Raw genomic sequence first — 16,579 nt, forward strand, 5'->3', positions numbered from 1 at the left:
CTAAAGATGAAAATACAGACTAAATATTTTGGATCAATTGCGTTAATCGCATTCATCATGATACCAGGTTTTGCTCAAGGAGCACCACCGGCAACACCTATTGATGGAGGACTTTCCTTATTGCTGGCCGCTGGTGGCGTGTTTGGTATCAAGAAGATTCGAGATCACTATAGAAAATGAGCTATCTCCATGAATTGATTGGAGATTCTCGTTTCTTGATGCGAAAGGTGAGTTGATAATTGTCGGAATACAACTAAGGGAAGGAACGAACACTATTTGATCAATGTCCTTAGTTGGTTTTCCAGACTTGCAGCATCCCTTACCTCGCGTTTCCGAATAAACCAGTCGACATTATCCAGCAGTGTCTGGGGAGGTCGGTCTACCGCAGACACCAGGATGATCACGGGCCGCTTGTCCATTCGATCGATGTTCGGCTTGATCCAGTCGATCAGGTAGTCCCCGTCCACCAGAGGCATCTCATAGTCGGTAAAAATTAGGTCGGGTTTGATCTGCAGGATGCCCTTGGCACCTTGCACCGGGTTAGTAAACGTCTGCTTTAGGTCTATCAAGGCTATCTTACTCAGATAAGCCTGTAGGCTTTTTAGAAACAACACATCATCATCTATGGCAATACAGGTCAATGGATTCATTCGTATTAAGTGGTGTAATGCCTAAGATAGTCAGGAAAAGTCGGAGTTCATTAATGGTAGACACCTCAGCATAGATTAATCCTTATGATGCCCTGAGGCGAGTTTCGCTAGATACCTTGGCTCATGAAATGGCCTCCTCCAGAGGAATTGGCATCCACACATCGATAGCGGTGCCTTTGTTTACTTCACTATTGATGCTATAGCTGGCATCCAGGATGTTGCACCGCGTGCGGATCATGGACATGCCCAGACTTTTGTGATCCCAGCCTTTCTCCCGGATGTCAAAGCCTTTTCCATTATCGCTTATGTGCAGTTTGATCTTTCCGTCCACCTCTCCGACATGAATATGGGCCTCCGATGCTCCAGAGTGCTTTTCGATGTTGTTGAGTGATTCCTGTACAATCCGGTAAATATTGATCGCCTTGGTGTAATCAAACTGAACAGTGGTCTCATAGGCCATTGAATAGTGAATGCCATCGGCCATGTTAAAATTCTCTACCAGGTAGCTCAGGGACTCTTCCAGGTCAAAGTCCGATTGCTCTGTCATGGGCATGATGCGGTGCGAGAGCTTGCGGCTCTCCAGCATTCCACTTTCGGCCATGTCCCTGATTTTCTCCAGATAACGCATATCCGTCGGGTTGTCCACCAATGTCTTGGAGAAGCTATGAATCAAGGCAAAGTACTGTTTGATGCTATCGTGAATCTCACCAGAGATCATCTGGCGCTCACTGTCTATCCCGGCTACCATTCGCTCCATGACTTCCTGCTCCAGTCCACTGGCCAGCGTCAGATCCAGCGCCACCACACAGATGGCTTTTTTACCCATATAGTTCATCAGCTGACAAAACAGTTGCTGCCGCATGATTTGACCGTTGGCTCGTCGCAAATTCATCTGGAGTTCCACATAGCCACTGTCATCCAGGTTGTGCTTTACTTCTGTTAGCTCCTCAGCGCTCACGTTTACCGCAAACTTGAGAGGAGTGCTATGCAGGTAATCCTCCATGGTATAACCGGTGGTGAGCAGCGTAACCCGGTTGACGTGCAGGTATGTGAGGTCTTTAAAGTCCAGTATGACACATGGCAGAGGCATTGACTCAAAAATCAGCTCATACCGTCTGGCGTTGCGTTCAAAACGGTTGACTGATCGCCTCGTTAATGTATAGATTAGCCAACCACTCATGGCTACAAAGACGAGTCCTTTCGCACTCTGGATCAGCGTGATACGATCCGAGTCCCCAACAAGGACTTGCACTAATTTGTCTGAAAATAGGATATAGAGTCCACATAGAACTATGTAGATAGAAGCATTTTTAATCGGTTCATTTAATCGCATCATAGCGTATTCGGTATATATCCTACAAAAAATTGAACCTTCCTGGTCATTTCAATAGCTGAAGATCAAGTTAGGAAATTACAGCTACACTTAACGCAACGCTCAGTTATTATCGACCAGTATCTGCAATTGGAGTCTAAAAATTTCCCGTCAGTGTGCTGCCGTTTGGTGATAGCTGAAATAATAGTACGATCTCCTACTGCATGATCATTGCAAACCTACAGTAGGATATCGGTCATCACAGACCGGACCAATCAATCGTCTTCACCTGAACTTAACCAGGCAGCGATGCCTACTACAGCAGCCAGGCTGATGCCAATAACCGTGATGTTGAGGTAACGCTGAGTTCGTCGTGCTTTATCCAGCTGTTTCGATCCAATCCCCTTGCGTTCGATGAGCTCTTCCAAAGATTTTACACGGTTTTCGAGTTCTTGTTTGATGTCCATAGTATTTGTCTTTAGTCTTTAAATACAACATAAAGGCTGGGTGTATGTTTGATTTGACCCGCTGCCTAACCACAGAGCTTGATTAGTTAACCGCAGAGAATAGGAGAAAACTGAGTGAAATACTTAGCTAAAATCCATCTTCCCTCCATTCCCAAGGGAGGGACTAGACTAAATAGCTTGTGACTTGTCCTGAAATGAGTTTACACAAAATGTAAACTAAAAAATGGACAAAACTAATATTAGGACAGGTGGCTCGATTAGCTGGGCTGAACGTGAAGAGATGATCAAGGAGTATCTGTCAGGCTGCTATTCCAAAATTGAGCTTTGGAAAAAATATACTGGACAGACAGAAGAGCACGGTCAGCTCCTCAATTGGATGCGGAAACTAGGTTATATCCAGGGAGATCCTAAGTTAAAACAAACGAAGTTGGTATCTTCACCTCGACAGCAGTTTACAATATTGGATAAACCAGAAAACGATAAAGACCCGGTAGAGCTTCAAAAGAAGATCAAGGAACTAGAGAAGCAATTGGAAGTAGCTCAGCTCAAAGTAGAGGGCTATGAGTTGATGATTGACATTGCTGAAAAAGAGCTAAAAATACCTATTCGAAAAAAGTCCGATACCAAGTAATAACCACCTTAAAGGAAAGGCATCAACGAGTTGCCCTGGGACGTTTATGCCTATTATTTGGTATTACCAGACAATCATATTACCAACATTACTGGAATGTTGAAGAAACAACGTTTGAACATCATTTGATTATTAATGAAGTGAAAAATATTCGTCAAAGCCATCCACGTATGGGTACTAGAAAATTGTATGAATTACTTGATCCGTTCATGCTTGATCATCAAATAAAAATGGGTAGAGATGCTCTTTTTAATCTTTTAGCTGACAATAATTTGCTAGTCAAAAAAAGAAAAAGAAGGGTTTATACTACAAACTCATCTCATTGGTTGAAAAAATATCCAAACCTGATAAAGGAGTTTGTTCCAACATCTTCTAATCAATTGTGGGTCAGCGACATCACCTATTGGAAAATGCTTAATGGATATTTATACATCAGCTTTATTACAGATGCGTATTCCCATAAAATAGTGGGTTATTCTGTCTCAGAAACATTAGAAGCTATTGCCTCCATTAAGGCTCTTGAAATGGCTATAACATCGCTAAAGAATCCTGCAGAAAACCTTATCCATCACTCTGACAGAGGAATACAATATTGCAGTAGTGAGTATGTAAAGCTATTGCAGGATAATGTTATTCAGATCAGCATGACCGAAAACAGTGACCCTTTGGAAAATGCTGTTGCTGAACGTGTAAATGGTATTATTAAAAATGAATACCTCGAGTGCTATGAGGTTAACAATTTGAAAGAAGCACAACAGCTACTTGAAGAAGTTGTACGGCTGTATAATGAGCAGAGGCCTCACATGAGTATTTCAAATAAGAAACCTTCTCAGGTACATAATTCGGATTCTTTGAAAGTATCCAGAATATGGAAGAATTATTATCCGAATTCAACAACTGTAAACCTAGAATCGGATTAACCAAAAATTGTAAATAAATAATAGGACGTATCTTTTAACTTGTAAACTTATTTTAGGACGGGTCACATAGTAATAAATTACTTTGACGTCACAATTTTAGGGAGGGTTGGAAGAAGAATAACCGCAGAGAGAACGAAGGAAACTGAGCCATTGTTCTATAGTAGGGTTTTATTTAATACATACGTCACTCACTGAACTGCTATGATGCTCAAGACCTTTTAGAGATTATGGAGAAATCCAAAGGGAATCTGTTTCATCGAGAGAAATGCCTATTTTCTCATAGATTCCCCGGTAAGATTCTCATAACTGAGAATCTTCCGTGGAATGACGGTTAGTTTTCTCAAACCCCTACCTTAATAGTGGAGGGGCTTTTGTTGATTTAAGTCACGATTTTAGGGAGGGTTGGAATATTCGATCTTGGAGGAATCAAAACAAATGCAACGTATCCTTGATGGCATCACGTTTCGTAGCTGGTAACCGTACCTCCTCGGCATATTCAGGCCATTTGCTGACTACTTCATTTATCTTCTCGGTAATAGCAGGGGCTTTTTTTATATTCATGGATTTCGCCAGGGTCAGCAAATCATGTTTTTCAATATTTTTTCGTTTGCCATTGATGCTTAACGCATGTTGACTTACCCAATAGCTATCTGGTCGATAAGCATGACATACATCATAGGCTGGACAGAGTTCCCATCGCTCATGTCGCTTCAGTCGAAAGGCAAAGTTCTTGGTATGATCATCACAGTTTTTAGCGATAACATTAAAGACCATCCGACGAAACATCTCCTCCGCCTCCGGATAGGTTAATCTCAACTCGCGCATGGTCTGAAACAACTGCTCGTAACTAAAGCTGGTCACTTCATTAAAATCGACGTGGCTCATAGCACACCAGGTCTGAATGTGATGTCGCACATCGTTTCCTTCCCTGTCAAAACGTCTGGTAAGAAAATGTGCACGTCCATTCTCTTCCAGCATTCGTGAGGGCATCATGTTGATCCCACAGTCTTTTGCCATCAGGTAATAGGCCTGTTCTACGCGCCCATAGCCATGACTTTCACCAAATTGGGCATCACTAACTCCATCGAGTTTAATTAGCCAGTGTTCATATCCTTTTGGTACACGAGTTTGACCAGATCTTACATCTCCCGTTTTTTCATTGAATGCAATCAAAGCCTTCGGTCTGGCTCCTCCTGCTGAGGTCCCGATTTTCAGTATGTGCTGCATCGCTTTTTCCTCCTCTTTAGAGAGATCGGTTCGAAAAGTCTCCCTTTCGTGAAGCATTTTTCTGGCCATGTGGACCAGACCATCTACTTCTATCTTGAAAGTAGACTTGCCAGCAGTCAAAGTAGAGGGTTCAAACTCCAAAGCACCCATTGCTCGAGTACCAATAAAGCATAACTGCTCTACTGGATTCATACTGTTCGCTGGCCGTCCATTTTTTGCCAGCCAGGTATTCAAGAGCTGATTTCCATACTTATCAGGCAATGCATCTGCCAGGAGCCCTGGTAGCCCTTTAAACGTATCCCATTCGCTATCCTTAGACGATCGAAGCTCAGGAAAGGAGAATATTTTTTTACCTCGCGTTATTGGCATCTTCAGTGGAGCCAGCTCTACTCCATTCCGAGCAAACGCTGGATCGTATTCAAAGCTCCCCAGTCCTTGATTGCTATCCCAGGCCACCGCGCCTACCAAATCTCCCCATAGATGTATGAATGCCGTAGTTACCATGTGATTTGCTCATTTTCCTCCCCATGCTTTCCACTAGCTCGCTTTCGTTTTTTCTTGTCCAGTTTGGCCAACTCTAACGGACTAGGCATTTGATTGATCACAAAACGATCCAAAACATGAAGTAGGTCTAGCACTCTCAATACCTGTATCAGCGTGGGTAGAGTCACCGGATCCCCTTTTTCCAAAAGGCTCAACGTGGACCTGCTAATGCCAGACTTCATAGCGACTTCCGATTGTGTCATGTTATTCTCCAATCGTTGATTCCTCACAAAACCACCTATCAACTCACATAGCGCTCTATCGGTCATTGCATTTAAATTGTTTGACATATCAGTCATTATATGATTATAAGTAATATAACGTATGATTTACCATACATGTTATAGTTAATAACTAAATGTATTAATTATCATACATAATAACCAGCAAAAGACTTTAAAGAATGATTTACCAGTCAATATTTATAGTCAAACAGAGTAAGCATATAAACCAATGAAATCATGTCATGCTCAAAATCTTTTTTCTTCAATCAGACCCGTAGCTAAACCAGCTCTTCTATTTTTGCGCCATGTACATGGCAATTTGTGGAAATATTGGGTCGGGAAAGACAAGCCTGGCAGAGAAGCTCGGAAAACATTATGGGATGAATGTGCTCTTCGAAAGTGTAGAAAACAACCCTTATCTTGCTGATTTCTATGAAGATATGGGTAAGTGGGCCTTCCACCTGCAGATACATTTTCTCAATAGCAGGTTCTCCCAGATCCGTACCATTCAGGACCAAAAAATGTCCGCTATTCAGGACCGCACCATCTACGAAGATGCCTACATCTTCGCATTGAACCTCTACAAGTCCAAAATGCTCAATGAGCGCGATTACCAGACCTATCTCGACTTGTTTGACTCCATGATCAAACACATTAAAGCTCCTGACCTACTCATTTACCTCAAATCGGACATCCCCAAGCTCGTCAATCAAATACAGAAACGAGGTAGGGATTATGAGAGCGGTATGCGCCTGGACTACCTGAAAAACCTAAACGAGCACTACACCGAATGGATCGGTAATTACAGTGAAGGCAACCTCCTGGTCATCGATGTGAATGACCTGGACTTTGTGAATCGTGCTGAAGATTTCTCGTTTATCATTGAGCGAATTGATGCGGAGATCCATGGACTCTTCAGTTCCCCCAAATAAAAAAGCCCCACCATAAGTATGATGAGGCTCCAACTAATCAACTTGAATTAAAGTTTATTTGAATCGGTACTGAATACCCATGCCATACATAGCACCTATTTGACTTAAGGTCACATTTTGTAATCTTCTGGTACCGGCTACCATCCCACTATTCGTCACATCATTACCAAAAGCAGAGATCACCAGTTGGTTATCAAGCAGACGTTTTTCCACCCTTAGGTTGACAATGGTTCTTGAGTCATTGGCCGCCACTATAGTAGCACCATCTCTGTTTTGAAAGACCTCATTTTCCACGATATTCACATAGCGCTCAGTGCCATACACATAGTACTCACTGGTCTTGAACTTGGATGCGTAAATCACACTACCAGAAATCGTAAACCCTGAAGCCAAATCGTAGTTGCCTTTAAACCTGAACACATGGTTGGGCATCACCGAAGGTTTCGGAGTTGGGTCAGAAGTAATACTACTCACATCAAAGTCATCATTTTCCTGATATTCCCACTCTGTTTTCAACCATGAGTGTGAAACCTCTAGCTGAAGTCCAGACACTGGGTTGACACGCACGGAAGTTTCCGAACCTACACTATATCCTTGCACATAGTTGCCGTACAGGTAGTAGTTCGCATATCTACCTGGCTGTGTAGTGGATTCCTCATTTTGGCGGATTGGTCCACCAGGATTCTCAGATAACCCATCTACTATCTGGGTTCTGAATACCGTACTGTTTACCTGAACCATGTCATTAAGAGTGAATTTCACTCCCAATTCCAGCGTTCTAAAATCGGTTGGAACTGTCTCCGAACCGTTTTTCACAGCAATATTAGGCGTACCATCGATCACATTTTGAATCTCGTTTTGTACTCCTCCTGCAATAACCGCCTGTCCTTCCGTAGACGCCACATAATTGGCAGCAGCCTGACTAGCAGTGGCATCATCCGCACCTGCCTCAATCGCACTCTGATAAGCCTGGTCATACACCGCTTGCTCCACTAGTGGTGTCACCTGTGGGGTAAGTGCAGCATTCCACTCCGCAGCTGTCGGGGTCTGGAACAAGAACCAATCTACGTTGGTGGTATTGAATCCGGGCGTAGTATAAGATCGGGTAAATCCACCCCAAATAGTCAAATCTTCGCTCACCACCGCTGACACTTTAGCCATTGGCGACAGGTAATACTTGTCATTGACCAGGGAATAGTTTTCGGCTTTCAATCCTAAGATCAGGTTGAGCTTGGAATCCATGAATTTGAATTTGTTCTGCACAAAGGCGCCCTTTAAGCTCTCAGTGGTTTCCGGGTTCACATAGTTGATGTACTCTGGATCGTTGATGTCAGTAATATCAAAATTGGCCATACGGTAGTTGAACCCAAAACTCAGATCATTGATACCAAAAGAAAAGTTATCCTGCACTTCCAGATCGATGATCCCATTGTTGATCATCATCCCTCCTGCTGCCTCATAGAGGTCGTTCTCAAAATTGGTAGAAGCCCGAACAAACAAACTGTGGTTGTCTGAAAACGAATGGTCAAACCGCAAATTGGCCACTATGCGAGATGCAGACACCTCCTGACCATAGAGCTGATCATCTCTGGTAAAAACAAAATCTCTCTGATAGGAATTGGTGTACTCGTATTGATTGCGGGCATTGTAGTGAAGTCTGGCAGATAGGTTGGATGCACCACTCAAGTCTACATTCATTTTAGCTCCAAAGCTGTAGTAAATGGACTCGTCGAAGTTCTCCACAAAATCAGAAGTCTCAACTGTGGAGTTGCCATCCTCGTCTTTTCCGGCCATGGACTCAAAGCCAGAGAAATATCTGAATTTACCGTATCCGGACAAAGCCACCTTCTCCGAAATCTTACCTCCTGCTCTTAATGAAGTGGCTACATACCCCGGAGCAGCTCCACTGGCTTCTGCTGTGATACCGTCGTATTTTTCAGGGTCTTTGGTAAAGATGTTGATCACGCCTGTTGCTGAGTTGGCACCATAGATACTCCCTCCTGATCCTCTGATTAGCTCGATTCGATCAATCTCGCTCAATGGGATGTCAAAATTCTGGAAGTAAAAAGTAGAACTCATCAGATCCTGCATCGGTGTACCATCCAATAAGAACAGCATGGTTCCGTCGATGGAGTTGGATGTAGGTGAGTGGCGAACAGATGCTCTAACATTGGAATACTGATCCTGAACGCCCCAGTAACCAGGGACCAACCGCAGTACCTCATGCAGAGTAGTTGCTCCTGATTTGCGAATATCATCTGACGTGACCACATAGATCGATGAAGCCACATCCTGTAACCGCTCTGCCTTCTTCGAAACAGAGGTTACTTCCATTTGCATCAGGTCTTCCAACGAAAGATCCATCAGATCCGCTCCAGATTCCTGTGCATACACCACTGACACTCCTGAAAGGATCGCCAGGTACAATGTGAATCGTAAAATTGATTTCATAAGTATGATAGTTGATGATGATTAGATGACTGTACCCAGCGAGATTAGCCTCGAACTCGGTATCATCTTTTTTGATTCAATAGTTGATTTGTTAATTAGGTATCTCAGCTTGTTGTCTTCCAGATAAAATCCAATATCTGCTCCCTGTCTAACCTTGTCTTTGCCATCTATGACCAGCAAGGTGCTGGACTGACCAATGGTGCTGATATAGTTGCCCAGCGATCCCAGTTCGGATTTGGACAAGAAAACGATGCTGCAAGACTTAGCATCTGCAGGTGATGTAATTTTCTTTACCTGTAGCCCCTCTTTTTTGATGGCATACTCCTGAGCAGCTTGCAATACTTCTGCATCTCCGGCTACTCCCAGTATCATGCTGGAATTGCCTCCTGGCCACTCCACATACTCTGAAAATTTGACCAGAAACAGGGCCTTAAATTTTCCCTCCTGCGCCATCAGTGGACTAACCACCAGGCACGCCAGGGTCATCAAAACGAATAGTTGTTTTCTCATTATTTGATTGATATCTGTTCTGTAATGTGTTAGGTGCCGATGCAATGCCCGGCTTAGTTATTCTTAGCCAATAGAAACTTTCCTGTACCACTCTTCAGTGAATAAGCCATATCGGCAAGCTGTTGCAAACTATCGTTGAAGGTGATCATCCCATTAGATAGTTCGGATGCAGAACTGGCAGCCTCCTCGGTGCCACTAGCCGTTTGTTCAGCTATCACCACGATGCTCTCTGTATTCTTGGCAATGTTTTGCACACTGAGCTCCTGATCTTCAGTAGCTCTCACAATTTCTTCTGACAGCTGCAGGGTCTTTCGGGTGCTTTCTGCTATTTCCCCGAATACCTGGTTTGCGGCGTTAGATGCCTGCTCTCCGTCATGCACACTTTTGCTCATCTGATTAATAATACTCGCCGCTTCACGGGTATCATTCTGCACGTCCAGCACCAGCGTCTCTATCTCCTGAGCAGATTTTCTGGAGTCCTCAGCAAGCTTTCGGATTTCTTCGGCCACTACGGCAAACCCTCGACCAAACTCTCCAGCCTGTGCCGCTTCGATAGCTGCATTGAGTGCCAGCAAATTGGTCTGTGAGGCGATATCGGTAATGACACTCAGGATACGAGTGATCTCTGATGAGCGCTCGGTTAATACGCGAATGGAATTGTTCGTTTTAGATGAGTATTCGGAAATTTCACCCATGCTGGTCACTACATTAGTCACCATGCTCTGCCCCTTCACACTACGGTCTACACCTGACTTGGCTGCTTCGTTGATCGTCTCAGCTTTTACACCCATCTCTTTAGTCGATGTTAGGATGGATTCCACAAACTTGGAAGCCTCATCTACTTTGATCACCTGGTTTTGTGCACCGCTGCTCATCTGAGCCACAGCAGAGGCAATCTCCGTGGTACTCAATTTCATTTCTTCACTAGAGCTCAGCATCTGTGAGGAATGTTCTTCCAAACTCACGGCGTTCACTGAGATTTGCTCTATCAGCAAGCTTACGTTATCCATCGCTCGATTGAGACTGGATACGGAAGTGTAATAATCTCCTTTCAAATCCTCAGAAAGCCTTCTGGATAGATCTCCTTCGGCTAATGACTGCATTACTCCACTGATCTGAAGGATTGGCTTGGCAATGGCTTCCAGCAGGTTATTGATTCGTTTACCAAGTTCCGTCCAGGCACCTTCAGCAGACTTGAGGTTATATCTCGCATCAAGCTGACCTTCCTCGCCTGCCAGACGAACTACTTCGTTGATTTCATTCAAAGCACTGGTTAGATTGTCTCGCATAGAGATCAGTGAGTGCCCAAGAACATCTTCCTCCCCACGTGCTTCAAATGCCACATTGAGATTTCCATTACCAATTTCTCTGGCAAACTCAGAAGAAGACTTAAATCCAGCAATCAGTGAATTGATCCCGTCACCAATTTCACCAAGTTCATCTCTATTGCGCATCTGTACAGGCTGCGGGATCACTCCTCTTCCCATTTCCAGGATTCGATAATGCACCTTGCGAAGAGGTTTGGTGATATTGATGGACAGTCCCCAGGAAATCATGATGGCAAATACGATAGCTATCAGGCCCGTCACGATCACAGAAGCACTCAGTGTGTTAAAGGAAGAGCGCATCTGATTTTGCTGCATGGCAGCATAATTCTTTCCCTGCTCAATGATCACCGACAGTTTGTCGATGATCTGATCACTGCCAGGAATCACGGTGTTTTCCACTAGGTCCTCACTCATAAAGAAAACCATTGGGTCTTCGTAATCCTGAGCGGTGGACAAGTACTGCATCACCTCTTGCTGGCTCTGCATCACTTGCTCAAAGTCATTGATAATTACCTTCAACTCGTCAAGCTCGCCATTAGAAGTACTGGCAATAATGGCTTGAAGATCTGCCTTCAAACTATCAAAACGAGAGCGGTGAATTTCTTCCAGTCGGATTTTATCATCCTGATAGTTTTTGACATACACCCAGTTGATGGTGTAGGTTCTGCTATCTTTCACAAGCTCTTTGAATTCGTCAAATTTCCGTAAGGCTGGGTTGGTACCATCCAGCAGGTTAGTGAGGGTGCCTATACTTTCACTTAGCGTGAAATAGGTATAGATACCACTGAGTGAGGATATCAGAATCAGGATTAAAAAACTGCCGCTGATTTTTCTACCAATAGATAGATTAGCTAGGCGTCGCTGATTAGATTTGGTGGTCTTTTTTGTCATGGTTTCAGTTAGCGATGTTTGTCTGTCAGGACGACACAAAGGTCTGTCAACCAGCACCTATAAAACCAACCAAAAGTCGTCAATGGGTATTTAACCCATCTGAAAGGGATTAAGTATGGTCTCAGCCTATTTCATAATATGCGGGTTTTATGGGGTCTTCAAGAGATTTTCATGGATAGCTCAGAAATTCTTTAGATTCTATTGCGCAGGTTTTGTTTTCCAGTCATCCTGCAAATCACAAGACTTCACACTAACTTCGCGGCTTATTTATTACGATTATGATCTCAGTAGATTCCGTAGGTGTTGAGTTTAGTGGCCACACCCTTTTTAGCAATGTGCAGTTCAATATCAATCCCGATGACAAAATAGCCCTCATGGGGAAGAATGGAGCAGGAAAATCCACCTTGCTCAAAATCATTGCTGGTAAGGACAAACCCACTTATGGAAAGATCTCAGCCCCTAAGGATGCCGTAATCGCTTACCTACCGCAGCACCTACTGCTAGAGGATACCTGCAATGTATTCGAAGAAGCCTCCAAAGCTTTCGAGGAGATTCTCTCCATGAAAACACAACTGGATGATCTCAACAAACAATTGGAAACTCGAACCGATTATGAATCAGATGAATACGCCAAAATCATCGAGCAAGTATCCGAAATCAGTGAAAAATACTACAGCATCGAGGATTCCAACTTCGATCAAGCTGTCGAGCAAACACTTCTCGGACTGGGATTTGTCCGAACTGACTTCACTAAACCGGCCAAAGACTTCAGTGGTGGCTGGAGAATGCGGATCGAACTGGCTAAGATCTTATTGAAAAAGCCAGACCTGATCCTACTGGATGAGCCTACCAACCACCTGGATATCGAGTCAGTGCAATGGCTGGAGGACTTTTTAAAGAACAGCGCCAAAGCCGTAATGGTCATTAGTCACGACAAAACATTTGTCGATAATCTGACCAATAGAACTATCGAGTTGACGAACGGGAAAATCTATGACTACAAAACGAACTACTCTCATTACCTGGAGCTGAGAAAAGAACGTCGAGAGCAGCAACAAAAGCAGTTTGACGACCAGCAAAAGGAAATTGCTGACATCAAGGAGTTCATCGAACGTTTCAAAGGTACCTACTCCAAGACCTTACAAGTCCAGTCACGAGTGAAGATGCTGGATAAAATGAAGATCGTTGAAGTGGATGAAGTGGATACCTCTGCCTTGAATTTGAAGTTCCCTCCTGCTCCGCGTTCTGGTAACTACCCAGTTACCATTGAAGATCTGAGCAAGTCTTACGGCGATCATGTCGTCTTTCAAAATGCCTCCATGACCATCAACCGTGGTGAGAAAGTGGCTTTTGTTGGTAAGAATGGTGAAGGTAAATCCACCATGGTCAAAGCGATCATGGGTGAGATAGAGCACGAAGGCAAAATGCAGCTAGGCCACAACTGCATGATTGGCTACTTCGCCCAAAACCAGGCCGCCCTATTGGATGAATCCCTGACCATCTTTCAGACGATAGATGAAATTGCTCAAGGCGATATTCGCACCAAGATCAAAGACATTCTTGGAGCATTCATGTTTAGCGGAGACACCATCGACAAAAAGGTGAAGGTACTCTCTGGAGGCGAGAGAACACGTCTAGCCATGATCAAGCTCCTACTCCAGCCAGTGAACCTCCTCATCCTCGATGAGCCAACAAACCATCTGGACATCAAAACCAAAGACATCCTGAAAGATGCACTAAAAGCATTTGACGGAACGCTCATCCTGGTTTCTCATGACAGGGATTTCCTAGATGGGCTGGCCAATAAAGTGTTTGAATTCGGTAACAAACGCGTGAAAGAACACTTCGAAGACATCAACGGATTCCTCCGCAACAAGAGAATGGAGAACCTTCGTGATATCGAACGCACTCAGAAAGCTTAAACTTTACTGAGGCAAATCATTGACCACCTCGCGCACACCGTGAGGTATGGCTTTACCTTCAGCATTCAGGTTCACAAAGACGATTTGATCAATGGTGATGATTTCTTCTTTGGTGACTTTGTTACGTACGAGACACTTCAGTGTCAGTGACGTGGTGCCGAACTTGACCACTTCCATCCCCATCTCTATGATATCACCCGTTTTGGCAGAACTCTTAAAGTCTATCTCAGAAATGAACTTCGTCACAATATGCTTGTTATTGCCCAACTGACACATGGCAAAAATCGCTGCCTCCTCATCGATCCAGCTCAGTAGCTGACCTCCGAATAAACTTCCATTGGGATTAAGGTCTTCTGGTTTGATCCATTTTCTGCTATAAAACTTCATATCACTTTCCTTCTTTGTAGTCTTTAATCACCCCATCTGCTATCCACTTGGCAATGGCATCTCTGTTTTCCCAGTCGAGTATTCGGCGCTGATCACGCGAATTTTTCAAGTTACCAATCTCCACATAGACCGCTGGGGCTTTGGAGTATTTCAGTGAATACAAGCTGCTCCGAGGCTCAATGGTTCCATAGTACTTCCGATTGGGCTGATACCGAGCATATTTTTCTTTGAACGTATTTTGCAGGTTGTCAGCTAGTCGCTTACCATACTTGCTATTTTCATGATAGTAAAAGAACACATCGATATTCTCTCCTTTCGATCGGCTATCTACGTGTGTTTCAATGATCCGCTGGTACGGTTTGTAGCTGTACTTGTCGTAAAGCTCATTAGCAGCTGTCACACGCTGCCTGAGACGCTGCACCTGACTTCTCGGGATCTTTCGGTCCGGATAGGTGCGCTCATCATGGTCCACCGGCAGGATGGACTCATCACGAATACCATCATTGGCATCTCGTGTGATCAGATACACCAGAGCTCCATTAGAGATGAGTTTCCTGGCTAATCGCAACGTAACATCATAGGCATATTCATCTTCAGTAATCAGTGTGCCATTGTAGTGCTCTACAGCTCCGGGGTCTGGGCCTCCATGTCCCGAGATGAGGTAAAAAACGGCTCCCTCCAACTGGCGGCTTTCCACCAGTACGGTGTTGTAATCCTTCCCAAAAATATCGTAATGACGTTTTTCAAGCACCTCGGTGGCTTTGACGGTGCGTACATCGATACTATCAGGCACCACCACTTCCTCATCAGCCTTTTCTACTTTCTCGTTGGCATTAGGTAGTTTGTATATACGTCCGATGAACAATCCATTTTCTGAACTTAGATTCTCCTTGTTCAACTCAATAAACGGAACCAGATATTTCTTTGGGTCTAAACCACTGTTGCGCAGCAGCGAATAGATGCCATCACCCTGCACAGCCATGACTTCCTTATGGTCATTCTGTGCAAGACTCACATGAGTCAAAATCCAGCAAATGAGTGGGAAGAGTTTTCGTATCAAAGTGCAAGCATCATTAGCTGCACAAAAATAGAAATAGCTTGGAAACTTGGAAGTTTGTGGATGGTTTATTCACTAATCAATAACCAACCAATTACTATTCACCATTCATTAAATACTAACCAAAAACAGCCTGCAAAGCCTTGGGCACATTAGAGAGTTCTTCCACCAGTTTCCCTCCATGCATCTCGATAAAGTACTGCACCTGAATGTTCACTTTACCACCTTCATTATCTGCGGAAAGTCTGAAATCACCCCGATACCCAACCACGGGCTTTCCTAGTGCAGCAGCAAACCCAATCTCAGAAGCAGTTCCGCTATCCACATCCACACCATCCAATATGGCAAATACTCCGTCACTTTCGCGAATGGCCTGGGCATTGTTGGCTCCAATGACCAAGTTGATTTCACGCCACCGATCACGCTTTTCTGGTCCGTAGGGCAAGGCGTTCACTTCACGGATCAGTTCATCAGATGTCAGCTTCCACGGGTCCAGAATCTGGTAACCAAGCCTGGTAATGACTGGGATCACCGTTCCGTACAGGTAGTCCCTGCCAGCTTCGGAAAACCCAAAAGGAGATGCGATATATAGCCTTTTATTCATTTCAAATGCTCGTTAATAAATCGTCTGATCACATACACTCCATCTGGCATTACGTCCTGCTTAGCTATGAACCCTTCCAGGTCCTTGAGAGGAATGAATACATATTCATCTACTTCTCCATCCACCATGGTGATCGGGCCATCATAGTGAATGACGAACGCCTTCCCCCATACTTGACAATTTGGTGCTTCAAATCGAAACTCAAACAAGGGATCAGGGGCAACATCTGTAACACCTATCTCTTCAGCCAATTCACGGATGGCATTTTCATCATAGGACTCTCCAGCCTTGACTACTCCCCCTGTAGTGGGATCATAATAGCCAGGATACACATCCTTCTGCATAGACCGCTTTTGGATGAGTAGCTCGCTTTCGCTATTCAGCACGATCACATAAGTGGCGCGGTGTAACAGAACATCCTTTCGCATGACCGAACGGGGAACAATAGCGATTACCTGATTCTGCTCGTTGACGATGATGACCTGCTCCTCTTTCATTTCGGCAAATAAATGAATAAATCTGC

General features: G+C 44.1%; 17 protein-coding genes. 5 read left to right on the forward strand and 12 right to left on the reverse strand.

Annotated elements, in window-relative coordinates:
- The first annotated feature begins 6 nt into the window (after positions 1-6).
- A complete protein-coding gene (locus ACO067_RS24595) occupies positions 7-180 on the forward strand; it encodes a PID-CTERM protein-sorting domain-containing protein (RefSeq protein ID WP_421879807.1) in 174 nt (57 codons plus the stop codon).
- 92 nt (positions 181-272) lie between these two features.
- Here the strand turns inward: ACO067_RS24595 and ACO067_RS24600 are convergent, their stop codons facing one another.
- The 3 genes from ACO067_RS24600 to ACO067_RS24610 form a co-directional block, all read right to left on the reverse strand.
- Positions 273-650 carry a response regulator gene (locus ACO067_RS24600; RefSeq protein ID WP_421879810.1) on the reverse strand — a complete coding sequence of 126 codons (378 nt, stop codon included), beginning with the start codon at positions 648-650 and terminating at the stop codon, positions 273-275.
- A gap of 121 nt (positions 651-771) precedes the next feature.
- On the reverse strand, positions 772-1,986 hold the full coding sequence (locus ACO067_RS24605) for an ATP-binding protein (protein ID WP_421879813.1): 1,215 nt from the start codon (positions 1,984-1,986) through the stop codon (positions 772-774).
- Positions 1,987-2,237: 251 nt separating this feature from the next.
- Complete coding sequence (locus ACO067_RS24610; protein ID WP_421879816.1) at positions 2,238-2,429, reverse strand: hypothetical protein; 192 nt, start codon at positions 2,427-2,429, stop codon at positions 2,238-2,240.
- A gap of 223 nt (positions 2,430-2,652) precedes the next feature.
- On the opposite strand from ACO067_RS24610, the gene ACO067_RS24615 reads away from it, so the two are divergent.
- Together ACO067_RS24615 and ACO067_RS24620 are read left to right on the forward strand one after the other, a co-directional pair.
- Positions 2,653-3,060 carry a hypothetical protein gene (locus tag ACO067_RS24615; RefSeq protein WP_421878528.1) on the forward strand — a complete coding sequence of 136 codons (408 nt, stop codon included), beginning with the start codon at positions 2,653-2,655 and terminating at the stop codon, positions 3,058-3,060.
- Complete coding sequence (locus tag ACO067_RS24620) at positions 3,060-3,980, forward strand: IS3 family transposase (protein ID WP_421878294.1); 921 nt, start codon at positions 3,060-3,062, stop codon at positions 3,978-3,980. The genes ACO067_RS24615 and ACO067_RS24620 overlap by 1 nt, the downstream gene beginning before the upstream one ends.
- 426 nt (positions 3,981-4,406) lie before the next feature.
- On the opposite strand, the gene ACO067_RS24625 is transcribed toward ACO067_RS24620, so the two are convergent.
- Positions 4,407-5,711, reverse strand: a complete 1,305-nt coding sequence (locus ACO067_RS24625; RefSeq protein WP_421879819.1) for a type II toxin-antitoxin system HipA family toxin — start codon at positions 5,709-5,711, stop codon at positions 4,407-4,409.
- On the reverse strand, positions 5,705-6,040 hold the full coding sequence (locus ACO067_RS24630; RefSeq protein WP_421879822.1) for a helix-turn-helix domain-containing protein: 336 nt from the start codon (positions 6,038-6,040) through the stop codon (positions 5,705-5,707). Before ACO067_RS24630 ends, ACO067_RS24625 begins: the two co-directional genes overlap by 7 nt.
- 239 nt (positions 6,041-6,279) lie before the next feature.
- Between ACO067_RS24630 and ACO067_RS24635 the strand changes: the two genes are divergently transcribed.
- Entirely contained in the window at positions 6,280-6,906 is a 627-nt protein-coding gene (locus tag ACO067_RS24635; protein WP_421879825.1) for a deoxynucleoside kinase, read from the forward strand.
- Between the two features lie 54 nt (positions 6,907-6,960).
- On the opposite strand, the gene ACO067_RS24640 is transcribed toward ACO067_RS24635, so the two are convergent.
- Genes ACO067_RS24640 through ACO067_RS24650 form a run of 3 tightly spaced genes read right to left on the reverse strand, consistent with a single transcriptional unit; the run spans position 6,961 to position 12,086 of the window.
- A complete protein-coding gene (locus ACO067_RS24640) occupies positions 6,961-9,357 on the reverse strand; it encodes a TonB-dependent receptor plug domain-containing protein (RefSeq protein ID WP_421879828.1) in 2,397 nt (798 codons plus the stop codon).
- A 21-nt stretch (positions 9,358-9,378) separates the two neighbouring features.
- Positions 9,379-9,867 carry a YfiR family protein gene (locus ACO067_RS24645; RefSeq protein ID WP_421879831.1) on the reverse strand — a complete coding sequence of 163 codons (489 nt, stop codon included), beginning with the start codon at positions 9,865-9,867 and terminating at the stop codon, positions 9,379-9,381.
- Between the two features lie 53 nt (positions 9,868-9,920).
- Positions 9,921-12,086, reverse strand: a complete 2,166-nt coding sequence (locus ACO067_RS24650) for a methyl-accepting chemotaxis protein (protein WP_421879834.1) — start codon at positions 12,084-12,086, stop codon at positions 9,921-9,923.
- 278 nt (positions 12,087-12,364) lie between these two features.
- On the opposite strand from ACO067_RS24650, the gene ACO067_RS24655 reads away from it, so the two are divergent.
- Positions 12,365-14,008: an ABC-F family ATP-binding cassette domain-containing protein gene (locus ACO067_RS24655; protein WP_421879837.1), complete on the forward strand. Its 1,644-nt coding sequence runs from the start codon at positions 12,365-12,367 to the stop codon at positions 14,006-14,008.
- A 3-nt stretch (positions 14,009-14,011) separates the two neighbouring features.
- On the opposite strand, the gene ACO067_RS24660 is transcribed toward ACO067_RS24655, so the two are convergent.
- From ACO067_RS24660 to ACO067_RS24675, 4 genes are all read right to left on the reverse strand, one after another.
- Positions 14,012-14,395 (reverse strand): acyl-CoA thioesterase, encoded by a 384-nt coding sequence (locus ACO067_RS24660; protein WP_421879841.1) that lies wholly within the window; start codon positions 14,393-14,395, stop codon positions 14,012-14,014.
- A gap of 1 nt (position 14,396) precedes the next feature.
- Complete coding sequence (locus tag ACO067_RS24665) at positions 14,397-15,455, reverse strand: N-acetylmuramoyl-L-alanine amidase family protein (protein ID WP_421879844.1); 1,059 nt, start codon at positions 15,453-15,455, stop codon at positions 14,397-14,399.
- 115 nt (positions 15,456-15,570) lie between these two features.
- Positions 15,571-16,056, reverse strand: coding sequence for a nucleoside 2-deoxyribosyltransferase (locus ACO067_RS24670; RefSeq protein WP_421879846.1), 486 nt, complete (start codon positions 16,054-16,056; stop codon positions 15,571-15,573).
- Positions 16,053-16,553: an NUDIX hydrolase gene (locus tag ACO067_RS24675; protein ID WP_421879849.1), complete on the reverse strand. Its 501-nt coding sequence runs from the start codon at positions 16,551-16,553 to the stop codon at positions 16,053-16,055. The genes ACO067_RS24670 and ACO067_RS24675 overlap by 4 nt, the downstream gene beginning before the upstream one ends.
- Positions 16,554-16,579: the final 26 nt, after the last annotated feature.

Source organism: Marinoscillum sp., from assembly GCF_965229915.1.
GTDB lineage: Bacteria > Bacteroidota > Bacteroidia > Cytophagales > Cyclobacteriaceae > Marinoscillum.

What these genes read in the sequence shown, in the direction of transcription:
- ACO067_RS24595 (WP_421879807.1), top strand. Translation starts at nt 7, where the DNA reads ATGAAAATACAGACTAAATATTTTGGATCAATTGCGTTAATCGCATTC.
- ACO067_RS24600 (WP_421879810.1), bottom strand. Translation starts at nt 650, where the DNA reads ATGAATCCATTGACCTGTATTGCCATAGATGATGATGTGTTGTTTCTA.
- ACO067_RS24605 (WP_421879813.1), bottom strand. Translation starts at nt 1,986, where the DNA reads ATGATGCGATTAAATGAACCGATTAAAAATGCTTCTATCTACATAGTT.
- ACO067_RS24610 (WP_421879816.1), bottom strand. Translation starts at nt 2,429, where the DNA reads ATGGACATCAAACAAGAACTCGAAAACCGTGTAAAATCTTTGGAAGAG.
- ACO067_RS24615 (WP_421878528.1), top strand. Translation starts at nt 2,653, where the DNA reads ATGGACAAAACTAATATTAGGACAGGTGGCTCGATTAGCTGGGCTGAA.
- ACO067_RS24625 (WP_421879819.1), bottom strand. Translation starts at nt 5,711, where the DNA reads ATGGTAACTACGGCATTCATACATCTATGGGGAGATTTGGTAGGCGCG.
- ACO067_RS24630 (WP_421879822.1), bottom strand. Translation starts at nt 6,040, where the DNA reads ATGTCAAACAATTTAAATGCAATGACCGATAGAGCGCTATGTGAGTTG.
- ACO067_RS24635 (WP_421879825.1), top strand. Translation starts at nt 6,280, where the DNA reads ATGTACATGGCAATTTGTGGAAATATTGGGTCGGGAAAGACAAGCCTG.
- ACO067_RS24640 (WP_421879828.1), bottom strand. Translation starts at nt 9,357, where the DNA reads ATGAAATCAATTTTACGATTCACATTGTACCTGGCGATCCTTTCAGGA.
- ACO067_RS24645 (WP_421879831.1), bottom strand. Translation starts at nt 9,867, where the DNA reads ATGAGAAAACAACTATTCGTTTTGATGACCCTGGCGTGCCTGGTGGTT.
- ACO067_RS24650 (WP_421879834.1), bottom strand. Translation starts at nt 12,086, where the DNA reads ATGACAAAAAAGACCACCAAATCTAATCAGCGACGCCTAGCTAATCTA.
- ACO067_RS24655 (WP_421879837.1), top strand. Translation starts at nt 12,365, where the DNA reads ATGATCTCAGTAGATTCCGTAGGTGTTGAGTTTAGTGGCCACACCCTT.
- ACO067_RS24660 (WP_421879841.1), bottom strand. Translation starts at nt 14,395, where the DNA reads ATGAAGTTTTATAGCAGAAAATGGATCAAACCAGAAGACCTTAATCCC.
- ACO067_RS24670 (WP_421879846.1), bottom strand. Translation starts at nt 16,056, where the DNA reads ATGAATAAAAGGCTATATATCGCATCTCCTTTTGGGTTTTCCGAAGCT.
- ACO067_RS24675 (WP_421879849.1), bottom strand. Translation starts at nt 16,553, where the DNA reads ATGAAAGAGGAGCAGGTCATCATCGTCAACGAGCAGAATCAGGTAATC.